The organism is Salinivibrio proteolyticus, assembly GCF_027286365.1.
GTDB classification, from domain to species: Bacteria; Pseudomonadota; Gammaproteobacteria; order Enterobacterales; family Vibrionaceae; genus Salinivibrio; species Salinivibrio proteolyticus.
Genome location: NZ_CP114584.1, coordinates 1,416,185 through 1,431,726, shown reverse-complemented (window position 1 = coordinate 1,431,726; position 15,542 = coordinate 1,416,185). Strand labels below are relative to the sequence as shown.

Genomic DNA, 15,542 nt, shown 5'->3' with positions numbered 1-15,542 from the left:
AACTAAATAAACTAAAACTAAAAACTTATGCGTATGGCAGCATGCGAGCTACTTGCGCGGTTTCGCACGCTGGTAGGATCGCGTTTGGACGCAGCTGACGCTTGTTCTTAGTAGTACGCTTAGTCAGGATGTGACGTTTGGTTGCGCGCTTGTACTTGAAGCCACCAGCAGTTTTCTTGAAACGCTTAGCAGCACCTTTGTTGGATTTCATCTTAGACATGATGAATAACTCCGCATTGTGTTAATAACATAGCAATTTGGCGAACAAAACGGCCGCACCTTTCGGCGCAGCCGATCGTTACTTGGAAGCCAAAATTACTTCTTCTTAGGGGCAAGAACCATGATCATTTGACGGCCTTCGATGCGTGAAGGGAAGCTTTCTACTGAAGCGATTTCAGCAGTGTCTTCTTTCAAGCGGTTCAGCACGTCAACACCGATGCTTTGGTGCGCCATTTCGCGACCACGGAATCGGATTGTAACCTTGACCTTGTTACCCTCTTCAATGAAGCGAACCAGGTTGCGTAGTTTTACCTGATAGTCGCCTACATCTGTACCAGGACGGAATTTAACTTCCTTAACCTGAATAGTCTTTTGTTTTTTCTTCTGCTCTTTCGCAGCTTTACTCTTCTCGTAAAGGAATTTGCCGTAATCCATAATACGACAAACCGGCGGCTCAGCGTTCGGACTGATCTCGACCAAATCTAAGCTTTCAGCTTCCGCTTTCGCAAGCGCTTCATCAAAGGGTACGATACCGAGTTGTTCGCCGCTGTCATCAGACAATCGAACTTCTTTGACACCACGAATTTCGTTGTTTAGACGATGAGCGTTCTTCTTTGCCGGGGCTTTTCTTGCGCCTTTAATACCTTATTCCTCCACAATATTGAGTGTTCGATCTTGCACTTCTTGCTTCAATTGAGCTAAGAAATCATCAATCTTGAATTTACCCAAATCTTTACCTTTACGGGTCCGTACTGCGATTTCACCAGCTTCCATTTCTTGGTCACCACAAACGAGCATATACGGAACACGCTTCAGAGTGTGTTCGCGGATTTTAAAGCCAATCTTCTCGTTTCTCAAGTCCGCAGATGCTCTAAATCCAGCTTTTTGCAGTTTTTTCGCAATCTCTTGCACATAATCAGCTTGGTTATCCGTGATATTCATCACAACCGCTTGCTGTGGTGCGAGCCATGCAGGGAAGTGTCCTGCGTATTCTTCAATAAGAATACCGATGAAACGTTCCAATGAGCCCAAGATAGCGCGGTGGATCATCACTGGCGTATGGCGTTCGTTATCTTCGCCGACATAAGTGGCGCTCAAACGCTCTGGTAGGGCAAAATCGAGTTGCACCGTACCACACTGCCAAGCGCGATCGAGGCAGTCATGCAAAGTAAACTCAATTTTCGGACCATAGAACGCGCCCTCACCTTCTTGAACTTCAAATGGAATATCCATTGAGGTCAGTGCTTGGTTTAACGCCTCTTCGGCACGATCCCACATTTCTTCTGAGCCAACACGCATTTCAGGACGTGTAGACAGTTTGACTTCAATGTTCTCAAAGCCAAATGTTTTGTAGGTATCGTAAACCATTTCGATACACGCACTTACCTCTTGCTGAACCTGCTCAGGCGTACAGAAGATGTGGGCATCGTCTTGGGTAAAGCCACGCACACGCATGAGACCGTGCAGTGCACCTGAGGGCTCATTTCGGTGGCAGCTACCAAATTCCGCCATACGCAATGGCAGATCGCGATATGACTTCAAGCCTTGGTTAAAGATCTGCACGTGACCAGGGCAGTTCATTGGCTTGAGTGCATATTCACGGTTTTCAGAGTTAGTGGTAAACATGTAGTCAGCGTACTTGTCCCAGTGACCAGAACGTTCCCACAAGATACGGTCCATGATTAATGGGCCTTTAACTTCCTGATAATCGTACTCAGTCAGTTTGTCGCGAATAAATTGCTCAAGCTCACGGAAGATCGTCCAGCCATTGTGATGCCAGAATACCATCCCGGGCGCTTCTTGCTGCATATGGTACAGGTCAAGTTGCTTACCCAGTTTACGGTGATCGCGCTTCGCGGCCTCTTCGAGACGCACAAGGTGTGCTTTAAGTTGCTTTTTATCCGCAAATGCTGTGCCGTAAATACGCTGCAGCATTTTGTTGTCGCTGTTACCACGCCAGTACGCGCCAGCTACGTTCAAAATTTTGAAGTTCTGACAAAAGCTCATATTTGGCACGTGTGGGCCACGACACATATCAATGTATTCTTCGTGGTGATACAAGCCCGGACGGTCGTCGCGTGATACATTCTCATCCAAGATTTCCATCTTGTATGACTCACCGCGCGCTTCAAACGTATCGCGAGCTTCTTGCCAGCTGACGTTTTTCTTAACGACTTGGTATTTAGTTTTCGCCAGCTCTTTCATGCGTTTTTCAATCGCATCGAGATCGTCTTGAGTCAACGACCGCTCAAGATCGATATCGTAATAAAAACCATTGTCGATGGTTGGACCAATCGCCATTTTGGTTTCTGGGAAAAGCTGCTTAATCGCGTGACCTAACAAGTGGGCACACGAGTGACGGATGATTTCTAAACCGTCTTCATCTTTCGCAGTAATGATTTCTAGCTGTGCGTCAGTTTCAATAAGGTCGCAAGCGTCAACACGCACGCCATCTACACGACCGGCAATACACGCTTTGGCAAGGCCTGGGCCAATATCACTGGCAACATCAAAAGTAGAAACGGGGTGGTCAAAAGCACGCTGACTGCCGTCAGGGAGGGTAATTACAGGCATTGATAACAATCCTTCTCAGTGGTGCCACACACCAAGTGGCACATGAATGTATTTCACGGTTTGAGAATAACCGCGCAGAATAAGTAAGCGTCGATTATGAAGATACCGCTTTTGTGATGCAAGTCATCCCCTCAATTAATTCCCTTTTCTTTTCGTCCTTATCAACCCATTTGCACCTGCCAGTCACTTGATTTTGTTATAAACTTCATCAATGCTCATTTGTATACACAATAAACAATGAAAGGATCACGCATGGCCAAAGCGCCCCGCTTTCAGCAAATCAAAGACTACATCGTAAATAAGATTGAGCAGCAAGTGTGGCCTGTGGGCGCGCGTATTCCTACTGAGCATGAGCTCTGCGCGCAGTTTAATGTAAGTCGCATGACAGTGAATAAAGCGGTACGCGATTTGGTAAACGAAGGCCGGCTAGAGCGTACACCGCGACTAGGCACATTTGTTACGCAACCCAAAGCAGAATCGCCGCTAATGGATATCCGCAACATTGCTGATGAAGTAACGGCGCGAGGCCAAACCTATCGTAGTGATATTCGCACCCTAAAACGGATATCGGCCTCTGCAGATGTCGCGATGCGCCTAGGTGTCATGCTTGGCACTGACGTCTTTTTTAGTGAGATAGTGCACTACGCCGATAATGTCCCTCTGCAGCTAGAGCAACGGTGGGTTAATCCTGCATTGGCCCCCGATTATCTGCATCAAGACTTTAGTCAACACACGCCCAACGAGTACCTGTCGCAGGTATGTCCAGTAAATACCATTGAACACACGGTAGAAGCGATCATTGCCTCGGATTCGGTCCGTCAGGCGCTAGCGATGAAAGCCGACGAGCCGTGCTTGTTGCTGCATAGGAGAACATGGAGCCAACAAACATTGGTCAGTGCGGCACTACTCTACCATCCCGGCGCTCGTTACAAGCTGACTTCACGCACCGATCGATAATTAGATCGAATCGATCACAAAACCTTTACATCCCCTCTTGTGCCCAACCACTTATTTGTCTATACATTTGTATAGACATTTAAAGAGGTAGTAAGGCATCACCGATGAGAAAGGTATATACCCACGCCAAATTAGTGACTATGGCCACCGATGTTTATGCATCTGACGGTTACAGCTGCCAAGACAACCAATCTATCGCGGTTGAAGACGGCAAGATTGTCGCCCTTGGACACGACGCTGAAGTGCTGGATTGGCCCTCCCAATCACTGAATGGCAAGTTAGTGACGCCAGGGTTCATCGATAGCCATACCCATTTAGTTTTTGCAGGTAACCGCGCTGGCGAGTTTGAACAGCGCTTAAACGGTGTGCCATATCAAACTATTGCAGCTCAAGGTGGTGGCATTCTGTCGACAGTAAAAGCGACACGAGCAGCCAGTGAGGCAACCTTATTGGAACTGGCTGTACCGCGCGCCAATGCGTTGATACGTGACGGCGTCACAACAATTGAAATCAAATCCGGTTATGGGCTCACGCTGGAAGACGAGCTCAAAATGCTACGTGTCGCGAAATCAATAGACCAACACTTACCGGTCAATGTATCAACGACGCTATTGGCCGCACATGCACTGCCACCTGAATACCGTAATGATGCAGATAGCTACATTGATTTTGTCTGCCACACCATGATTCCGGCTGCGGCAGAACAACAACTGGCAGATGCTGTTGATGTATTCTGCGAGAATATCGCGTTCAGTGTCGAGCAAGCAGAGCGTGTTTTCGCGGCCGCCAACGCTCATGGTTTAAAAATAAAAGCACATACCGAACAACTTAGCGATCTGGGTGGCAGTGTCGCTGCAGCCAAAGCCGGCGCTTTATCCGTGGATCATATTGAGTATTTGTCAGAGGCCGATGTGCAAGTCCTCGCTGAATACGATACCGTCGCGACGCTGCTACCCGGTGCGTTTTACTTTTTGCGTGAAACACAGCAGCCTCCTATTGCCGCTCTTCGTGAAAGCCGGGTCCCTATGGCACTTGCCACCGACTTTAATCCCGGCACCTCACCGTTTGCGTCACTCACGTTGATGATGAATATGGCATCAACCTTATTTGGTTTAACCCCCAAGGAAAACTTATACGGCGTCACACGCCATGCCGCGCAAGCATTGGGATTATCACACAAAGGACAAATCGCTGTCGGGTTCGATGCCGACTTAGCCGTATGGGACTGTGAAACGCCAGCCGAGCTCAGCTACATGGTCGCTACCGCCCCACTACTTGGCCGTATCGTCAATGGTGATTGGTATGATGAGCAAGGAGTCCGAGGATGAAACATATACCTGCCGATATGTCGCTCTGGCAAGGACGTACCGATCCTGAAGATGGCGAGCGCGGCCTGCGTTTGCATCAACATATTCAAGCACTGAGTGACGAGAGTCCGAGAGCCGGGACTGTCTTATTTGGCTTTGCGTGTGATGAAGGTGTCGCGCGCAATAAAGGCCGCCAAGGCGCGGCGCTTGCACCCGATGCGATCCGTCAAGCACTCGCGAACTTCGCTTGGCATCAATGCCCACCATTATTTGATGGTGGCACTATCGCCTGTGACGACGGTGACCTTGTCTTAGCACAGCAAAGCCTAAGCGCACAGATTGCGAATGCCCTTCCCCACCACAATGTACTGACATTGGGTGGCGGGCATGAAACGGCGTGGGCAAGCTTTCAAGGCTTATCCAGTTATTTATCGCGCCACTTGTCTGAAAACAGCCAACGCGCTCCTAAAATTGGCATTATCAATTTTGATGCGCACTTTGACTTGCGTACGCCCCAGGGGCTAAGTCAGGAAGGTAGCTCAGGGACGCCCTTTGCACAAATTGCGCAGTTTTGCCAACAACGAGACTGGCCATTCCATTATGCTTGCTTAGGCGTCAGCCGTACCAGCAATACCCAAGCCTTATTTGATAAAGCAGAGCAGCTTAATTGTTGGGTCGAAGAAGACACCCAGATGCACACTGACGCACTGCCGGCACTTAAAACCAAGCTCACCCAATTTATCCAAGGGTGTGACTATCTCTATCTCACTCTCGACATGGATGTTTTCCCAGCCGCAAGTGCACCCGGCGTTAGTGCGCCTGCCGCTTATGGTGTGCCCGTTCATGTCATCGAGCCTTTGCTCCAACACATCTTTACCGATGCCCACCAGCAGGCCATTCGTATTCCTGTGTGTGACATCACCGAAGTGAACCCAAACTATGACCGCGACCAACAAACCAGCCGCCTTGCCGCACGCATGGCATGGTCAATGTTGCATGCATCGCCAACCCGTATCGACAATCAAGGAGAGTAACCATGACGGATCCACGTTTTGACTCACGGACCATCCAAGCACCAACAGGTACAAAACTAAACGCTAAAAGTTGGCTAACCGAAGCGCCTTTACGCATGTTGATGAATAACTTACATCCAGATGTCGCCGAACATCCGCATGGACTGGTGGTTTACGGAGGTATTGGTCGAGCCGCACGCAACTGGCAATGCTATGACAAGATTGTCGAGGTGCTAAAACGCCTTGAAGATAACCAAACTTTACTAGTGCAATCCGGTAAACCCGTTGGAGTCTTTACCACTCATAAAGATGCACCTCGTGTTCTGATTGCCAACTCAAACTTGGTACCTCATTGGGCAAATTGGGAACACTTTAACGAGCTCGATAAGCAAGGCTTGATGATGTACGGCCAAATGACTGCAGGAAGCTGGATCTACATTGGCTCGCAGGGCATTGTGCAAGGCACTTACGAAACCTTTGTTGCGGTTGCTAAAAAGCACTTTGGCGGCGACGCCAAGGGACGTTGGATCTTAACGGGTGGTCTGGGTGGCATGGGTGGCGCTCAGCCACTTGCTGCAACCATGGCGGGCTTCTCGATGATTGCGGTTGAGTGTGACGAAAGCCGTATTGATTATCGCCTGCGCACTGGCTACGTCGATCGCAAAGCAACGTCACTCGATGAAGCGCTTGGAATGATTGAAGACGCCAAACAGTCCGGTAAGCCCGTCTCTGTCGGTCTATTAGCCAATGCTGCCGATATCTTCCCAGAACTAGTGGCACGAAACATCATCCCTGATGTAGTTACCGATCAAACGTCAGCGCACGACCCACTGAACGGCTACTTGCCACAAGGCTGGACGATGGAGCAAGCCGTCGCACAACGAAAAGAAAACGAATCTGAGGTCGTCAAAGCGGCAAAAGCATCGATGGCAGTACAAGTTAAAGCCATGCTTGAACTCCAATCTCGCGGTGCGGCAACTCTAGATTACGGCAACAATATTCGCCAAATGGCATTAGAAGTGGGCGTTGAAAATGCGTTTGATTTTCCGGGCTTTGTCCCTGCGTATATTCGTCCTCTGTTCTGTGAAGGTATTGGGCCATTCCGCTGGGCAGCATTATCCGGCGATCCCGAAGATATCTATAAAACTGACCAAAAAGTAAAAGAGCTGATCCCCGATGATCCGCACCTACACAACTGGCTCGATATGGCAAAAGAGCGTATTCAATTCCAAGGGTTACCTGCGCGCATTTGTTGGGTTGGCCTTAAAGATCGGGCGCGCTTGGCGTTAGCTTTCAATGAGATGGTAAAAAATGGCGAACTCAAAGCGCCGATCGTGATTGGTCGCGACCATCTGGATTCTGGCTCGGTTGCCAGCCCTAACCGTGAAACCGAGGGCATGATGGATGGCTCTGATGCTGTCTCTGATTGGCCTTTACTCAACGCTCTTCTTAATACCGCATCAGGCGCGACCTGGGTGTCACTTCACCACGGTGGTGGCGTCGGTATGGGCTTCTCGCAACATTCAGGCGTCGTGATTGTCTGTGATGGTACAGATGACGCCCATGCACGTATTGGTCGTGTACTCCATAACGACCCTGCAACCGGAGTGATGCGCCACGCTGACGCGGGGTATGACATCGCGATTAATTGTGCCAAAGAACAGAACCTAGATTTACCGCTGCTGGATATTCCTAACCAGCCGCTGCGCTAAGGAGAGCAAAATGACCACATTGACGTTACAACCGGGCGAGCTCACGCTTGCCCAGCTACGCCAAGTGAGCCGTGAACCGATAAAGATTGCATTTGCAGATGGCATTGAAGCCACCATGAAAGCAAGCACAGACACAGTTGCAGAGGTCCTTGATCAAGGACGTGTGGTTTATGGCATCAACACTGGGTTTGGCTTGCTTGCCAACACCCGTATCGAACTTGATGATTTGGAAACACTGCAGCGCTCCATCGTATTATCTCACGCAGCTGGCATTGGCGAGTTTATGGATGATGCCACAGTACGATTGATGATCGTGCTCAAAATTGCCAGCCTTGCGCGCGGCTATTCGGGTATTCGCTTTAGCGTCGTCGAAGCCTTGGCAGCACTGATTAATCACGAAGTGTACCCTTGTATTCCCAAGAAAGGCTCTGTTGGCGCTTCAGGCGACCTCGCGCCTTTGGCGCATATGAGTACTGTTTTATTGGGTGAAGGCCAAGCACGCTACAAAGGCGAAGTGATCTCAGGTGAAGCAGCGCTCAAAATTGCCGGACTGTCCCCGATCACGCTTGGGCCTAAAGAGGGCCTTGCACTACTTAACGGTACGCAAGCATCCACGGCATTTGCACTAGAAGGCTTGTTTGAAGCCGAAGATTTGTATGCTGCCGCCACTGTGTGTGGTGCCCTATCTGTCGAAGCGGCATTGGGAAGTCGCCGGCCGTTTGATCCTCGCATCCATGCTGTGCGTGGACATCAGACGCAAATGGATGCCGCCGCTGCCTATCGTCATCTACTGGGTGGAACCAGTGAAATTGGCGATAGCCACCAAAACTGTGAAAAAGTACAAGACCCATACTCGCTGCGCTGTCAGCCGCAAGTGATGGGCGCGTGTTTACAGCAAATTCGCCACGCTGCCGACGTATTGACCACCGAAGCCAATGCAGTATCTGATAATCCTTTGGTTTTCCCAGAAGATGGTGACATCCTCTCTGGGGGCAATTTCCATGCTGAGCCGGTGGCGATGGCAGCGGATAACCTCGCGTTAGCCATTGCCGAGATTGGCAGCTTATCTGAACGTCGTATGGCCCTGCTTATCGATAGCAACCTCAGCAAGCTGCCTGCATTTTTGGTTAACAATGGTGGCGTTAACTCGGGCTTTATGATCGCGCAAGTCACCGCAGCCGCGCTCGCAAGCGAAAACAAAACCTTAGCGCACCCAGCCTCGATTGACAGCTTGCCCACATCGGCCAACCAAGAAGATCATGTATCTATGGCTACCTTTGCCGCCCGTCGCCTCAAAGACATGAGCAGTAATACACGTGGGATCCTCGCCGTTGAGTTGCTTTCTGCTTGCCAAGGTATCGACTTCCGAGCACCGCTGAAAAGCTCAGAGAAATTGGAGCAGGCGAAGGCGGAGCTACGTGGCGTCGTGCCTTTTTATGACAAGGACCGTTACTTTGCCCCTGATATTGAAAAAGCAAATGCACTCCTCCAAACAGGCACCTACAATCGTCTGATGCCTGCTGGCGCGTTGCCAAGTTTGCATCAATGATTTGCGCGTTATCTACATAATCTAACCATGAGTGAAACGGCCCTGTCCTAACGAATCGTGTTAACACACGCATAACTAAGGATTTGGGTCGTTTTTTATATAAAGTGTCGCCATCTCCACAGATATTGGGCGAAATCATAGGCTAATATATAACCAATCGCTGTTACTTCCCCCTGACCTCGATGTAACGGAGTCGCTTATGTGGCATGCACTGTCGGTTCACCTTTCAGATCAACTCAATATTGATTTTGAAATCACAGAGAAAACGCCGGTTTCTGGCGGTGATATTCACGACGCTTATTGTGTCAGTGACGATAAAGCACAGCGGTTCTTCGTTAAAATTAATGAACGCGAATGCCTACCCGTTTTTGAGGCCGAAGCAGAAGCACTGCGACAACTGGCTATCAGTGAACAAATACAAGTGCCACAGGTCCATTATGTTGGCCCAGTGAAAGATCAAGCGGCATTAGTATTAAGTTATCTCCCGATTAAACCTCTCGATGACACCCAAGCCTATCTACTGGGCCAACACCTCGCTCGCCATCACCGTTGGGGCGAACAGGTTGAATATGGGTTTGATGATGATAACTACATCGGCATGACGGAGCAGCGTAACTGCTGGCACCGCAAATGGTGTCAGTTTTTTGCTGAGCAACGGATTGGCTGGCAGTTGCAACTTGCTGCCGAAAAAGGCCTCCATTTCGGCGACATCGAAGCCATCATTCAAGGCGTAAAACTCGCTTTAGCGGGTCACTCTCCCAAGCCATCTCTGCTACACGGTGATTTGTGGCATGGTAATGCCGGATTATCGGTGAACGGCCCAGTCGTGTTCGACCCTGCCAGTTACTGGGGCGACCGTGAAACCGATATCGCACTGACTGAGCTGTTCGGCGGCTTCCCTGAAAGTTTCTACAATGGCTATCACGCTGAATGGCCGTTAGATGAGGGCTACCAGCAGCGTAAAGACATTTATAACCTTTATCATGTACTCAACCACGTAAACCTATTCGGCGGCCCTTATTTAACGAAAACAGAGCAGTTGCTGACAAAACTGGGACTGACGGTGTAGCATGCGCTATCCATGCATACAGATAGAGGTTGGCAATGTTATCTGCCGCAATTTTCGATATGGACGGCCTTTTGGTCGACTCAGAACCCTTCTGGCAACGCGCTCAAATCGATGTACTGAGCGAGCTAGGAGTTTCCATTAGTTTGCAAGACACCCGTGACACCACTGGTGTTCGAATCGATGAAATTGTAAAACACTATGCACGTACGCAACCTTGGCAAGGCCCTTCAAATGCCGAGGTTAGAGAGCGTATCGTCGCGCGTGTGGTCGAATTGGTTCAGCAAGAAAAACCCATGATGCCGGGCGTGAAAGAGGCATTGGCCATTTGCCGCCAAGCCGGCCTTAAAATCGGACTTGCGTCTTCGTCTCCCCTGTCGCTCATTCACCCAACGCTAGATGCATTAGGGTTAAGTGATCAGTTTTCTATTATTGAATCCGCCGGTGATTTAAAGCACGGAAAGCCCCACCCAGAAGTCTACCTAAATGCTGCGCAAGCACTAGACGTTGAGCCTGAGCAATGTATTGCCTTCGAGGACTCATTCACTGGTCTACTCGCCGCCAAAGCGGCCTCGATGAAAACCATTGTGGTACCCGCCGCTCATGAATGGGATGATCCACGCTTTGTCATTGCGGATCACAAACTTGAGACTCTTAGCGACTTTACCTCAGAGATGCTGTAACACCGATATCGTTCATGGGCGTTTCCATAAGGCGGCATTGGCCGCCTCTTTTATTTCCATCACTCTCCCACCTCCCTCAGCACCTCGATACACTTTGCCCAAGGAGGGCCGCGCCTCATCATATCTTCTATACTTATCAAGAAAGCCTTATTGGAGAGAAAGTGACGTCCCATCATGAGGAGGAATAATGAAAGACATCACTGACCGGATCGTGAGCTGCCCCCATTGTGGGCACCGTTTTGATATTACGCTTGATTTAAGCGGCGGAAACCAAGAGTTCTATGAAGATTGCCCAAATTGCTGCAATGCCATTCACTACAATATGCAGATTGATGAGTTGCATAAAACGGTCAATTTATTTGTCGATGCAGACGACGAGCAAATCTTTTAACTGATAAGACGCTCTCGGGCCTATCTAACGCGACACACTCAGCGTTGTCCCGTCTGTCAGAAATAAAGGCGCCGTGCCGAGTTTTGCTTTCTCTTTCACCGCTCTAGCACGTATAATCTCCCTCGTATTATCTGTTCCCTCCTTCCCTTTTAGACAACCGTGTTGAGGCAGTCGTGCAGCAGTATCGTGATGAAGCGAGCGCCATAATTAGGCTCAGTATTCCAGTGTTTATCGCGCAAATCGCGCAAACGTCGATGGGCTTTGTCGACACCGTCATGGCCGGTGGCTATAGCGCGACCGACATGGCCGCCGTCGCCGTTGCATCCAGTGTGTGGATGCCAGCTATTTTGTTTGGCATTGGCCTGTTGATGGCTATGGTCCCGATGATTGCTCAGCTTAATGGCGCAAGCAAGGACGACCAGATCCCCTATCAATTTCAGCAAGGCCTCTATATGGCGCTGTTTCTGAGTATTCCTATCGGGTTGGTTTTGTATAAAGCTGGCGTCATCATCAACTTGATGGATGTTGAAGCTGCATTAACCGATAAAACAATCGGTTACTTACACGCGGTGATTTGGGCGGTTCCGGCCTTTTTGGTGTTCCAAGCGATTCGTAACCTTTGCGAAGGCATGTCGATGACCATTCCCGCGATGGTCATTGGTTTTATCGGCCTTGCCGCCAACATTCCGTTAAACTGGATGTTTGTGTATGGCAAACTCGGTGCGCCTGAGCTTGGCGGTGTCGGCTGTGGGGTCGCAACCGCCATTGTGTATTGGCTGATGGCCGTATTGATGTGGATTTATGTGGTATTCAGTAAAAAACTGAGCACCTTACAGCTGTTTGTTTCGCTTTATGCGCCTGCGTTTAAAGAACAAATCCGCCTGTTTCGCCTCGGTTTCCCTGTTGCCGCGTCACTCTTTTTTGAAGTGACCTTGTTTGCAGCCATTGCGATTTTGATTGCTCCGCTGGGACCGATTACCGTGGCCGCTCACCAAGTTGCGATTAACTTTTCGACCATGATTTTTATGCTACCGATGAGCCTCAGTGCAGCGGTCAGTATTCGCGTAGGTCATTTGCTGGGCAAACGCACCACGGTAGGTGCGGGCAATTCGGCCAAAATTGGTATTTGGCTTGGCGTAAGCACCGCGTGTATTACGGCTATTCTTACCGTTTGGCTCCGCGACCCTATCATCGCACTCTATTCGGACAATGTGGAAGTGGCGACACTGGCCTCATCCTTGATGTTATTGGCAGCGGTATATCAAATTACCGACTCTATTCAAGTGGTTGCCGCCGGTGCACTGCGTGGTTATAAAGATATGCGCGCCATCTTCCAACGAACATTGGTGTCTTACTGGGTGTTTGGTTTGCCACTCGGCTACGTATTAGGCATGACAGATTGGCTGGTACCGGCAATGGGCGCTCACGGTTTTTGGGTTGGGATCATTATTGGTATTTCCACCGCCGCCCTCTTGCTCGGTCTGCGATTGTTTTGGATGCGCAACCAGTCCTCTGAGTTTCAACTTGCCATGTCAGAACGCTAATCCTATCGCCCTGCTGAGGTTTTCTTTCAGCAGGGCAACCTCCTCTCCCACCTTTAATCTATTCCCAACGTAAAATCGTCCAATTGGGCTGGTCGGCTTGGGCGCGTAACTGCGAACAAGGGTTGACCAAGTAAACATAATCAGCGTACAAGCATAAAGGCAAGTCGTTGATCGAATCGGTGAAAAAGTGAATCGCTGAATAGTCGGTTGACTGACCATTTAGCCATGCCTCTAAACGTGCCACCTTCCCTTCTCGATAGCTTGGTATGCCAGCAATGGTAGCGGTATAACGATTGTGCGCTGTCACTAAATCAATCCCCAAGGCGTCAGGGATCCCAAGGTGGTGCCCCACCGCCTCGACAAGAAACGTAACGCTGGCTGAAATAATCACCCTATCGATGCCATCACGGTCTAACTGCGCCAGCAATGTTTTCGACTCGGCAAACTGCTTAGGTAAAATTTTGGTGTGCAAACACTCTTCTACCAACGCATGTACCTGTTCGACGGATAAGTCGGTCAGGGGCGCCATCGCAAATTGAAGGTAGCTCGCCATGTCGAGCTTTCCTTGCGTATAAAGCTGCATTAAACGCTGATCTTCCTTTAAAAAATCGGATTGCGTCACCACGCCTTTTTCTACCAAAAACGCGTTAAACAACATGGCACAGTCACCATTAATCAAGGTATCGTCCATATCAAAAACGTACAAAGGTGACGACATAGCTAAGGCCTCACGGGTTGGAGTTCATTAAGGTTAAAAAGCAGCTCGAGCTGACTACCGTTCGCCAACAAACGCTCAGATGAGCGATTGAGTAGATCCACGGTGAGCTGGCAGTCATCGACCGCCACTTGATAGCGAATCACATTACCAAGCAGTTGATGATTATGGATCCGACCGACACGTGGCGCAGAAATATGTGAGCCATATTGGCGTCCCGGCTCTTTGATATAAATGGACTCAGGGCGAATCGCCACTTTCCACTCGGTATCCAGATTAAACAGCTGTTTCGCTTTCTTGGCCTCCACCAAGTTGTAATGGCCCATAAACCCGGCAACAAACTCATTGGCCGGCTGGGTATAAATGGCTTCCGGCGTGCCCGCTTGTACGATTTCACCTTTGTCCATCAAGAAAATACGATCTGACATGATCATCGCTTCTTCTTGGTCATGAGTAACAAAGATCGTGGTCAAATCCATCTCTTTTTGAATGTCACGGATTTGCTGGCGAAGGTGTTTGCGAATTTTGGCATCCAGTGCCGAGAGTGGCTCATCTAGCAATAAAATTCGCGGTTTCACGACCAAAGCGCGAGCAAGTGCAACACGTTGACGCTGTCCGCCAGATAATTGGTGTGGATAGTGTTTTTCCTTCCCCGTCAGATCAACCAGCGCAATAACCTTAGCCACTTCACGTTGGATGTCAGCCGTCCCCCACCGCTTCATTTTCAATCCAAAAGCAATATTGGCTTCAACCGTCATATTGGGGAACAAGGCGTATGACTGAAACACCATGCCAATCCCTCGCTGCTGAGGCGTTTGGTGAGTAATATTTTCACCATTTACCCATATCTCACCATCATCAACGGGGTTCAAGCCAGCCAGGCTGCGTAGCAAGGTTGATTTACCGCAACCACTCGGCCCCAACAAAGTAATAAATTCGCCTTGCTCAATCGTGAACTCAATGTCTTCAAATACAGTGTTATCACCAAAGCGTTTCGTCAGGTTATTGGCACGAACGTAACTCATTATTTCACCCCTCGGCTAAAACGACTTGCGAGCCAAGTCAGTAAGAAAATAAACAGGAAATAGGTCATGACCAAGGCGGAAGTAAAGTGACCACTGGTTTGACGCATATTGTAGAGATAGATTTGCAGAGTCTCGTAACGGGTTCCCACCAAGATATTGGCAAAAACAAACTCGCCGAGTAGAAACGAAAACGACAAGAACAGTGACGCCATGAGGCCTTTCTTCACATTCGGTAGTACGATCAGTAAAAAGGCTTGGCGGGTACTCGCGCCGAGTAAATGAGCGGCATCCATCAGATCATGCAGGTGAATTGCCTCGAAGCTATTGGCAATCGCACGGTACATAAAGGGCAACGCAATGGTGAAGTAGGTGCCAATCAAAATCCAAGGAGTGCCAATCAGTGCAATCTCGCTGTCGGCATAAAGCTGAAGTAACCCCACCGAAGACACCACAGGTGGCACGGCAAAGGGAAGCAGGATCATCACATTCATAAGCTTGTCGAGGGATGGAAAGTAGTAAAACACGACAAAAATTGCCGGTAAGATCAACACCACACTGAGCGTCAACGCGGCGATACAAATAAACAGCGAGCGACCAAATGCTTCTAAAAAACGCGGATCGGTAACCAGCTTTAGGTACCAATCCAACGTAAATCCATCGGGTAACACTGTGGCGCCCCAACGCGATGAGAATGAATAGATTAAGGTCGCTAAGATCGGGACTAGCATCACGCCAACAATGCCGTAAACCACGGTTTTGTGGTATCGGGTATTCATCGTATCCATCG

At 49.4% G+C, this 15,542-nt stretch carries 15 protein-coding genes; 9 read left to right on the top strand and 6 right to left on the bottom strand.

The features are described from left to right. Nucleotides 1-25: 25 nt before the first annotated feature. From rpmI to thrS, 3 genes are all read right to left on the bottom strand, one after another. Complete coding sequence (gene rpmI, locus N7E60_RS06900; protein WP_069587638.1) at nt 26-220, bottom strand: 50S ribosomal protein L35; 195 nt, start codon at nt 218-220, stop codon at nt 26-28. Nucleotides 221-315: 95 nt separating this feature from the next. Next, nucleotides 316-780, bottom strand: coding sequence for a translation initiation factor IF-3 (gene infC, locus N7E60_RS06895; protein ID WP_456300287.1), 465 nt, complete (start codon nt 778-780; stop codon nt 316-318). An 84-nt stretch (nt 781-864) separates the two neighbouring features. After that, on the bottom strand, nt 865-2,793 hold the full coding sequence (gene thrS / locus N7E60_RS06890; protein ID WP_069587636.1) for a threonine--tRNA ligase: 1,929 nt from the start codon (nt 2,791-2,793) through the stop codon (nt 865-867). A 252-nt stretch (nt 2,794-3,045) separates the two neighbouring features. On the opposite strand from thrS, the gene hutC reads away from it, so the two are divergent. The 9 genes from hutC to N7E60_RS06845 all read left to right on the top strand — a co-directional run bounded on the left by hutC (nt 3,046) and on the right by N7E60_RS06845 (nt 13,015). After that, nucleotides 3,046-3,750 (top strand): histidine utilization repressor, encoded by a 705-nt coding sequence (gene hutC, locus N7E60_RS06885; protein ID WP_269598488.1) that lies wholly within the window; start codon nt 3,046-3,048, stop codon nt 3,748-3,750. Between the two features lie 104 nt (nt 3,751-3,854). Further along, complete coding sequence (hutI, locus tag N7E60_RS06880; protein ID WP_269598487.1) at nt 3,855-5,078, top strand: imidazolonepropionase; 1,224 nt, start codon at nt 3,855-3,857, stop codon at nt 5,076-5,078. Further along, nucleotides 5,075-6,091 (top strand): formimidoylglutamase, encoded by a 1,017-nt coding sequence (gene hutG / locus N7E60_RS06875; protein ID WP_269598486.1) that lies wholly within the window; start codon nt 5,075-5,077, stop codon nt 6,089-6,091. The genes hutI and hutG overlap by 4 nt, the downstream gene beginning before the upstream one ends. 2 nt (nt 6,092-6,093) lie before the next feature. Further along, nucleotides 6,094-7,782, top strand: a complete 1,689-nt coding sequence (hutU, locus tag N7E60_RS06870; RefSeq protein WP_269598485.1) for a urocanate hydratase — start codon at nt 6,094-6,096, stop codon at nt 7,780-7,782. 10 nt (nt 7,783-7,792) lie between these two features. Beyond that, complete coding sequence (hutH, locus tag N7E60_RS06865; protein ID WP_269598484.1) at nt 7,793-9,331, top strand: histidine ammonia-lyase; 1,539 nt, start codon at nt 7,793-7,795, stop codon at nt 9,329-9,331. 199 nt (nt 9,332-9,530) lie between these two features. Next, nucleotides 9,531-10,400, top strand: coding sequence for a fructosamine kinase family protein (locus N7E60_RS06860; protein ID WP_077661907.1), 870 nt, complete (start codon nt 9,531-9,533; stop codon nt 10,398-10,400). Nucleotides 10,401-10,435: 35 nt separating this feature from the next. After that, nucleotides 10,436-11,080: a hexitol phosphatase HxpB gene (hxpB, locus tag N7E60_RS06855; protein WP_269598483.1), complete on the top strand. Its 645-nt coding sequence runs from the start codon at nt 10,436-10,438 to the stop codon at nt 11,078-11,080. A 187-nt stretch (nt 11,081-11,267) separates the two neighbouring features. Next, on the top strand, nt 11,268-11,471 hold the full coding sequence (locus N7E60_RS06850) for a CPXCG motif-containing cysteine-rich protein (protein WP_069587628.1): 204 nt from the start codon (nt 11,268-11,270) through the stop codon (nt 11,469-11,471). Between the two features lie 173 nt (nt 11,472-11,644). Next, nucleotides 11,645-13,015 (top strand): MATE family efflux transporter, encoded by a 1,371-nt coding sequence (locus N7E60_RS06845; protein WP_069587627.1) that lies wholly within the window; start codon nt 11,645-11,647, stop codon nt 13,013-13,015. A gap of 58 nt (nt 13,016-13,073) precedes the next feature. On the opposite strand, the gene N7E60_RS06840 is transcribed toward N7E60_RS06845, so the two are convergent. From N7E60_RS06840 to N7E60_RS06830, 3 genes are read right to left on the bottom strand one after another with little or no spacing between them, the layout of a single operon-like run. Beyond that, entirely contained in the window at nt 13,074-13,733 is a 660-nt protein-coding gene (locus N7E60_RS06840; RefSeq protein WP_269598482.1) for an HAD family hydrolase, read from the bottom strand. Between the two features lie 2 nt (nt 13,734-13,735). Continuing rightward, the gene (locus N7E60_RS06835; RefSeq protein ID WP_077480533.1) at nt 13,736-14,755 is read right to left on the bottom strand and encodes an ABC transporter ATP-binding protein; all 1,020 of its coding nucleotides are present in this window, start codon (nt 14,753-14,755) and stop codon (nt 13,736-13,738) included. Further along, on the bottom strand, nt 14,755-15,540 hold the full coding sequence (locus N7E60_RS06830) for an ABC transporter permease (protein ID WP_269598481.1): 786 nt from the start codon (nt 15,538-15,540) through the stop codon (nt 14,755-14,757). Before N7E60_RS06830 ends, N7E60_RS06835 begins: the two co-directional genes overlap by 1 nt. Nucleotides 15,541-15,542 lie beyond the last annotated feature (2 nt).

Bases quoted from the DNA above. Each gene is read 5' to 3' on its own strand.
- rpmI (WP_069587638.1), bottom strand. From the start codon at position 220: ATGTCTAAGATGAAATCCAACAAAGGTGCTGCTAAGCGTTTCAAGAAA.
- thrS (WP_069587636.1), bottom strand. From the start codon at position 2,793: ATGCCTGTAATTACCCTCCCTGACGGCAGTCAGCGTGCTTTTGACCAC.
- hutC (WP_269598488.1), top strand. From the start codon at position 3,046: ATGGCCAAAGCGCCCCGCTTTCAGCAAATCAAAGACTACATCGTAAAT.
- hutI (WP_269598487.1), top strand. From the start codon at position 3,855: ATGAGAAAGGTATATACCCACGCCAAATTAGTGACTATGGCCACCGAT.
- hutG (WP_269598486.1), top strand. From the start codon at position 5,075: ATGAAACATATACCTGCCGATATGTCGCTCTGGCAAGGACGTACCGAT.
- hutU (WP_269598485.1), top strand. From the start codon at position 6,094: ATGACGGATCCACGTTTTGACTCACGGACCATCCAAGCACCAACAGGT.
- hutH (WP_269598484.1), top strand. From the start codon at position 7,793: ATGACCACATTGACGTTACAACCGGGCGAGCTCACGCTTGCCCAGCTA.
- N7E60_RS06860 (WP_077661907.1), top strand. From the start codon at position 9,531: ATGTGGCATGCACTGTCGGTTCACCTTTCAGATCAACTCAATATTGAT.
- hxpB (WP_269598483.1), top strand. From the start codon at position 10,436: ATGTTATCTGCCGCAATTTTCGATATGGACGGCCTTTTGGTCGACTCA.
- N7E60_RS06850 (WP_069587628.1), top strand. From the start codon at position 11,268: ATGAAAGACATCACTGACCGGATCGTGAGCTGCCCCCATTGTGGGCAC.
- N7E60_RS06840 (WP_269598482.1), bottom strand. From the start codon at position 13,733: ATGTCGTCACCTTTGTACGTTTTTGATATGGACGATACCTTGATTAAT.
- N7E60_RS06835 (WP_077480533.1), bottom strand. From the start codon at position 14,755: ATGAGTTACGTTCGTGCCAATAACCTGACGAAACGCTTTGGTGATAAC.
- N7E60_RS06830 (WP_269598481.1), bottom strand. From the start codon at position 15,540: ATGGATACGATGAATACCCGATACCACAAAACCGTGGTTTACGGCATT.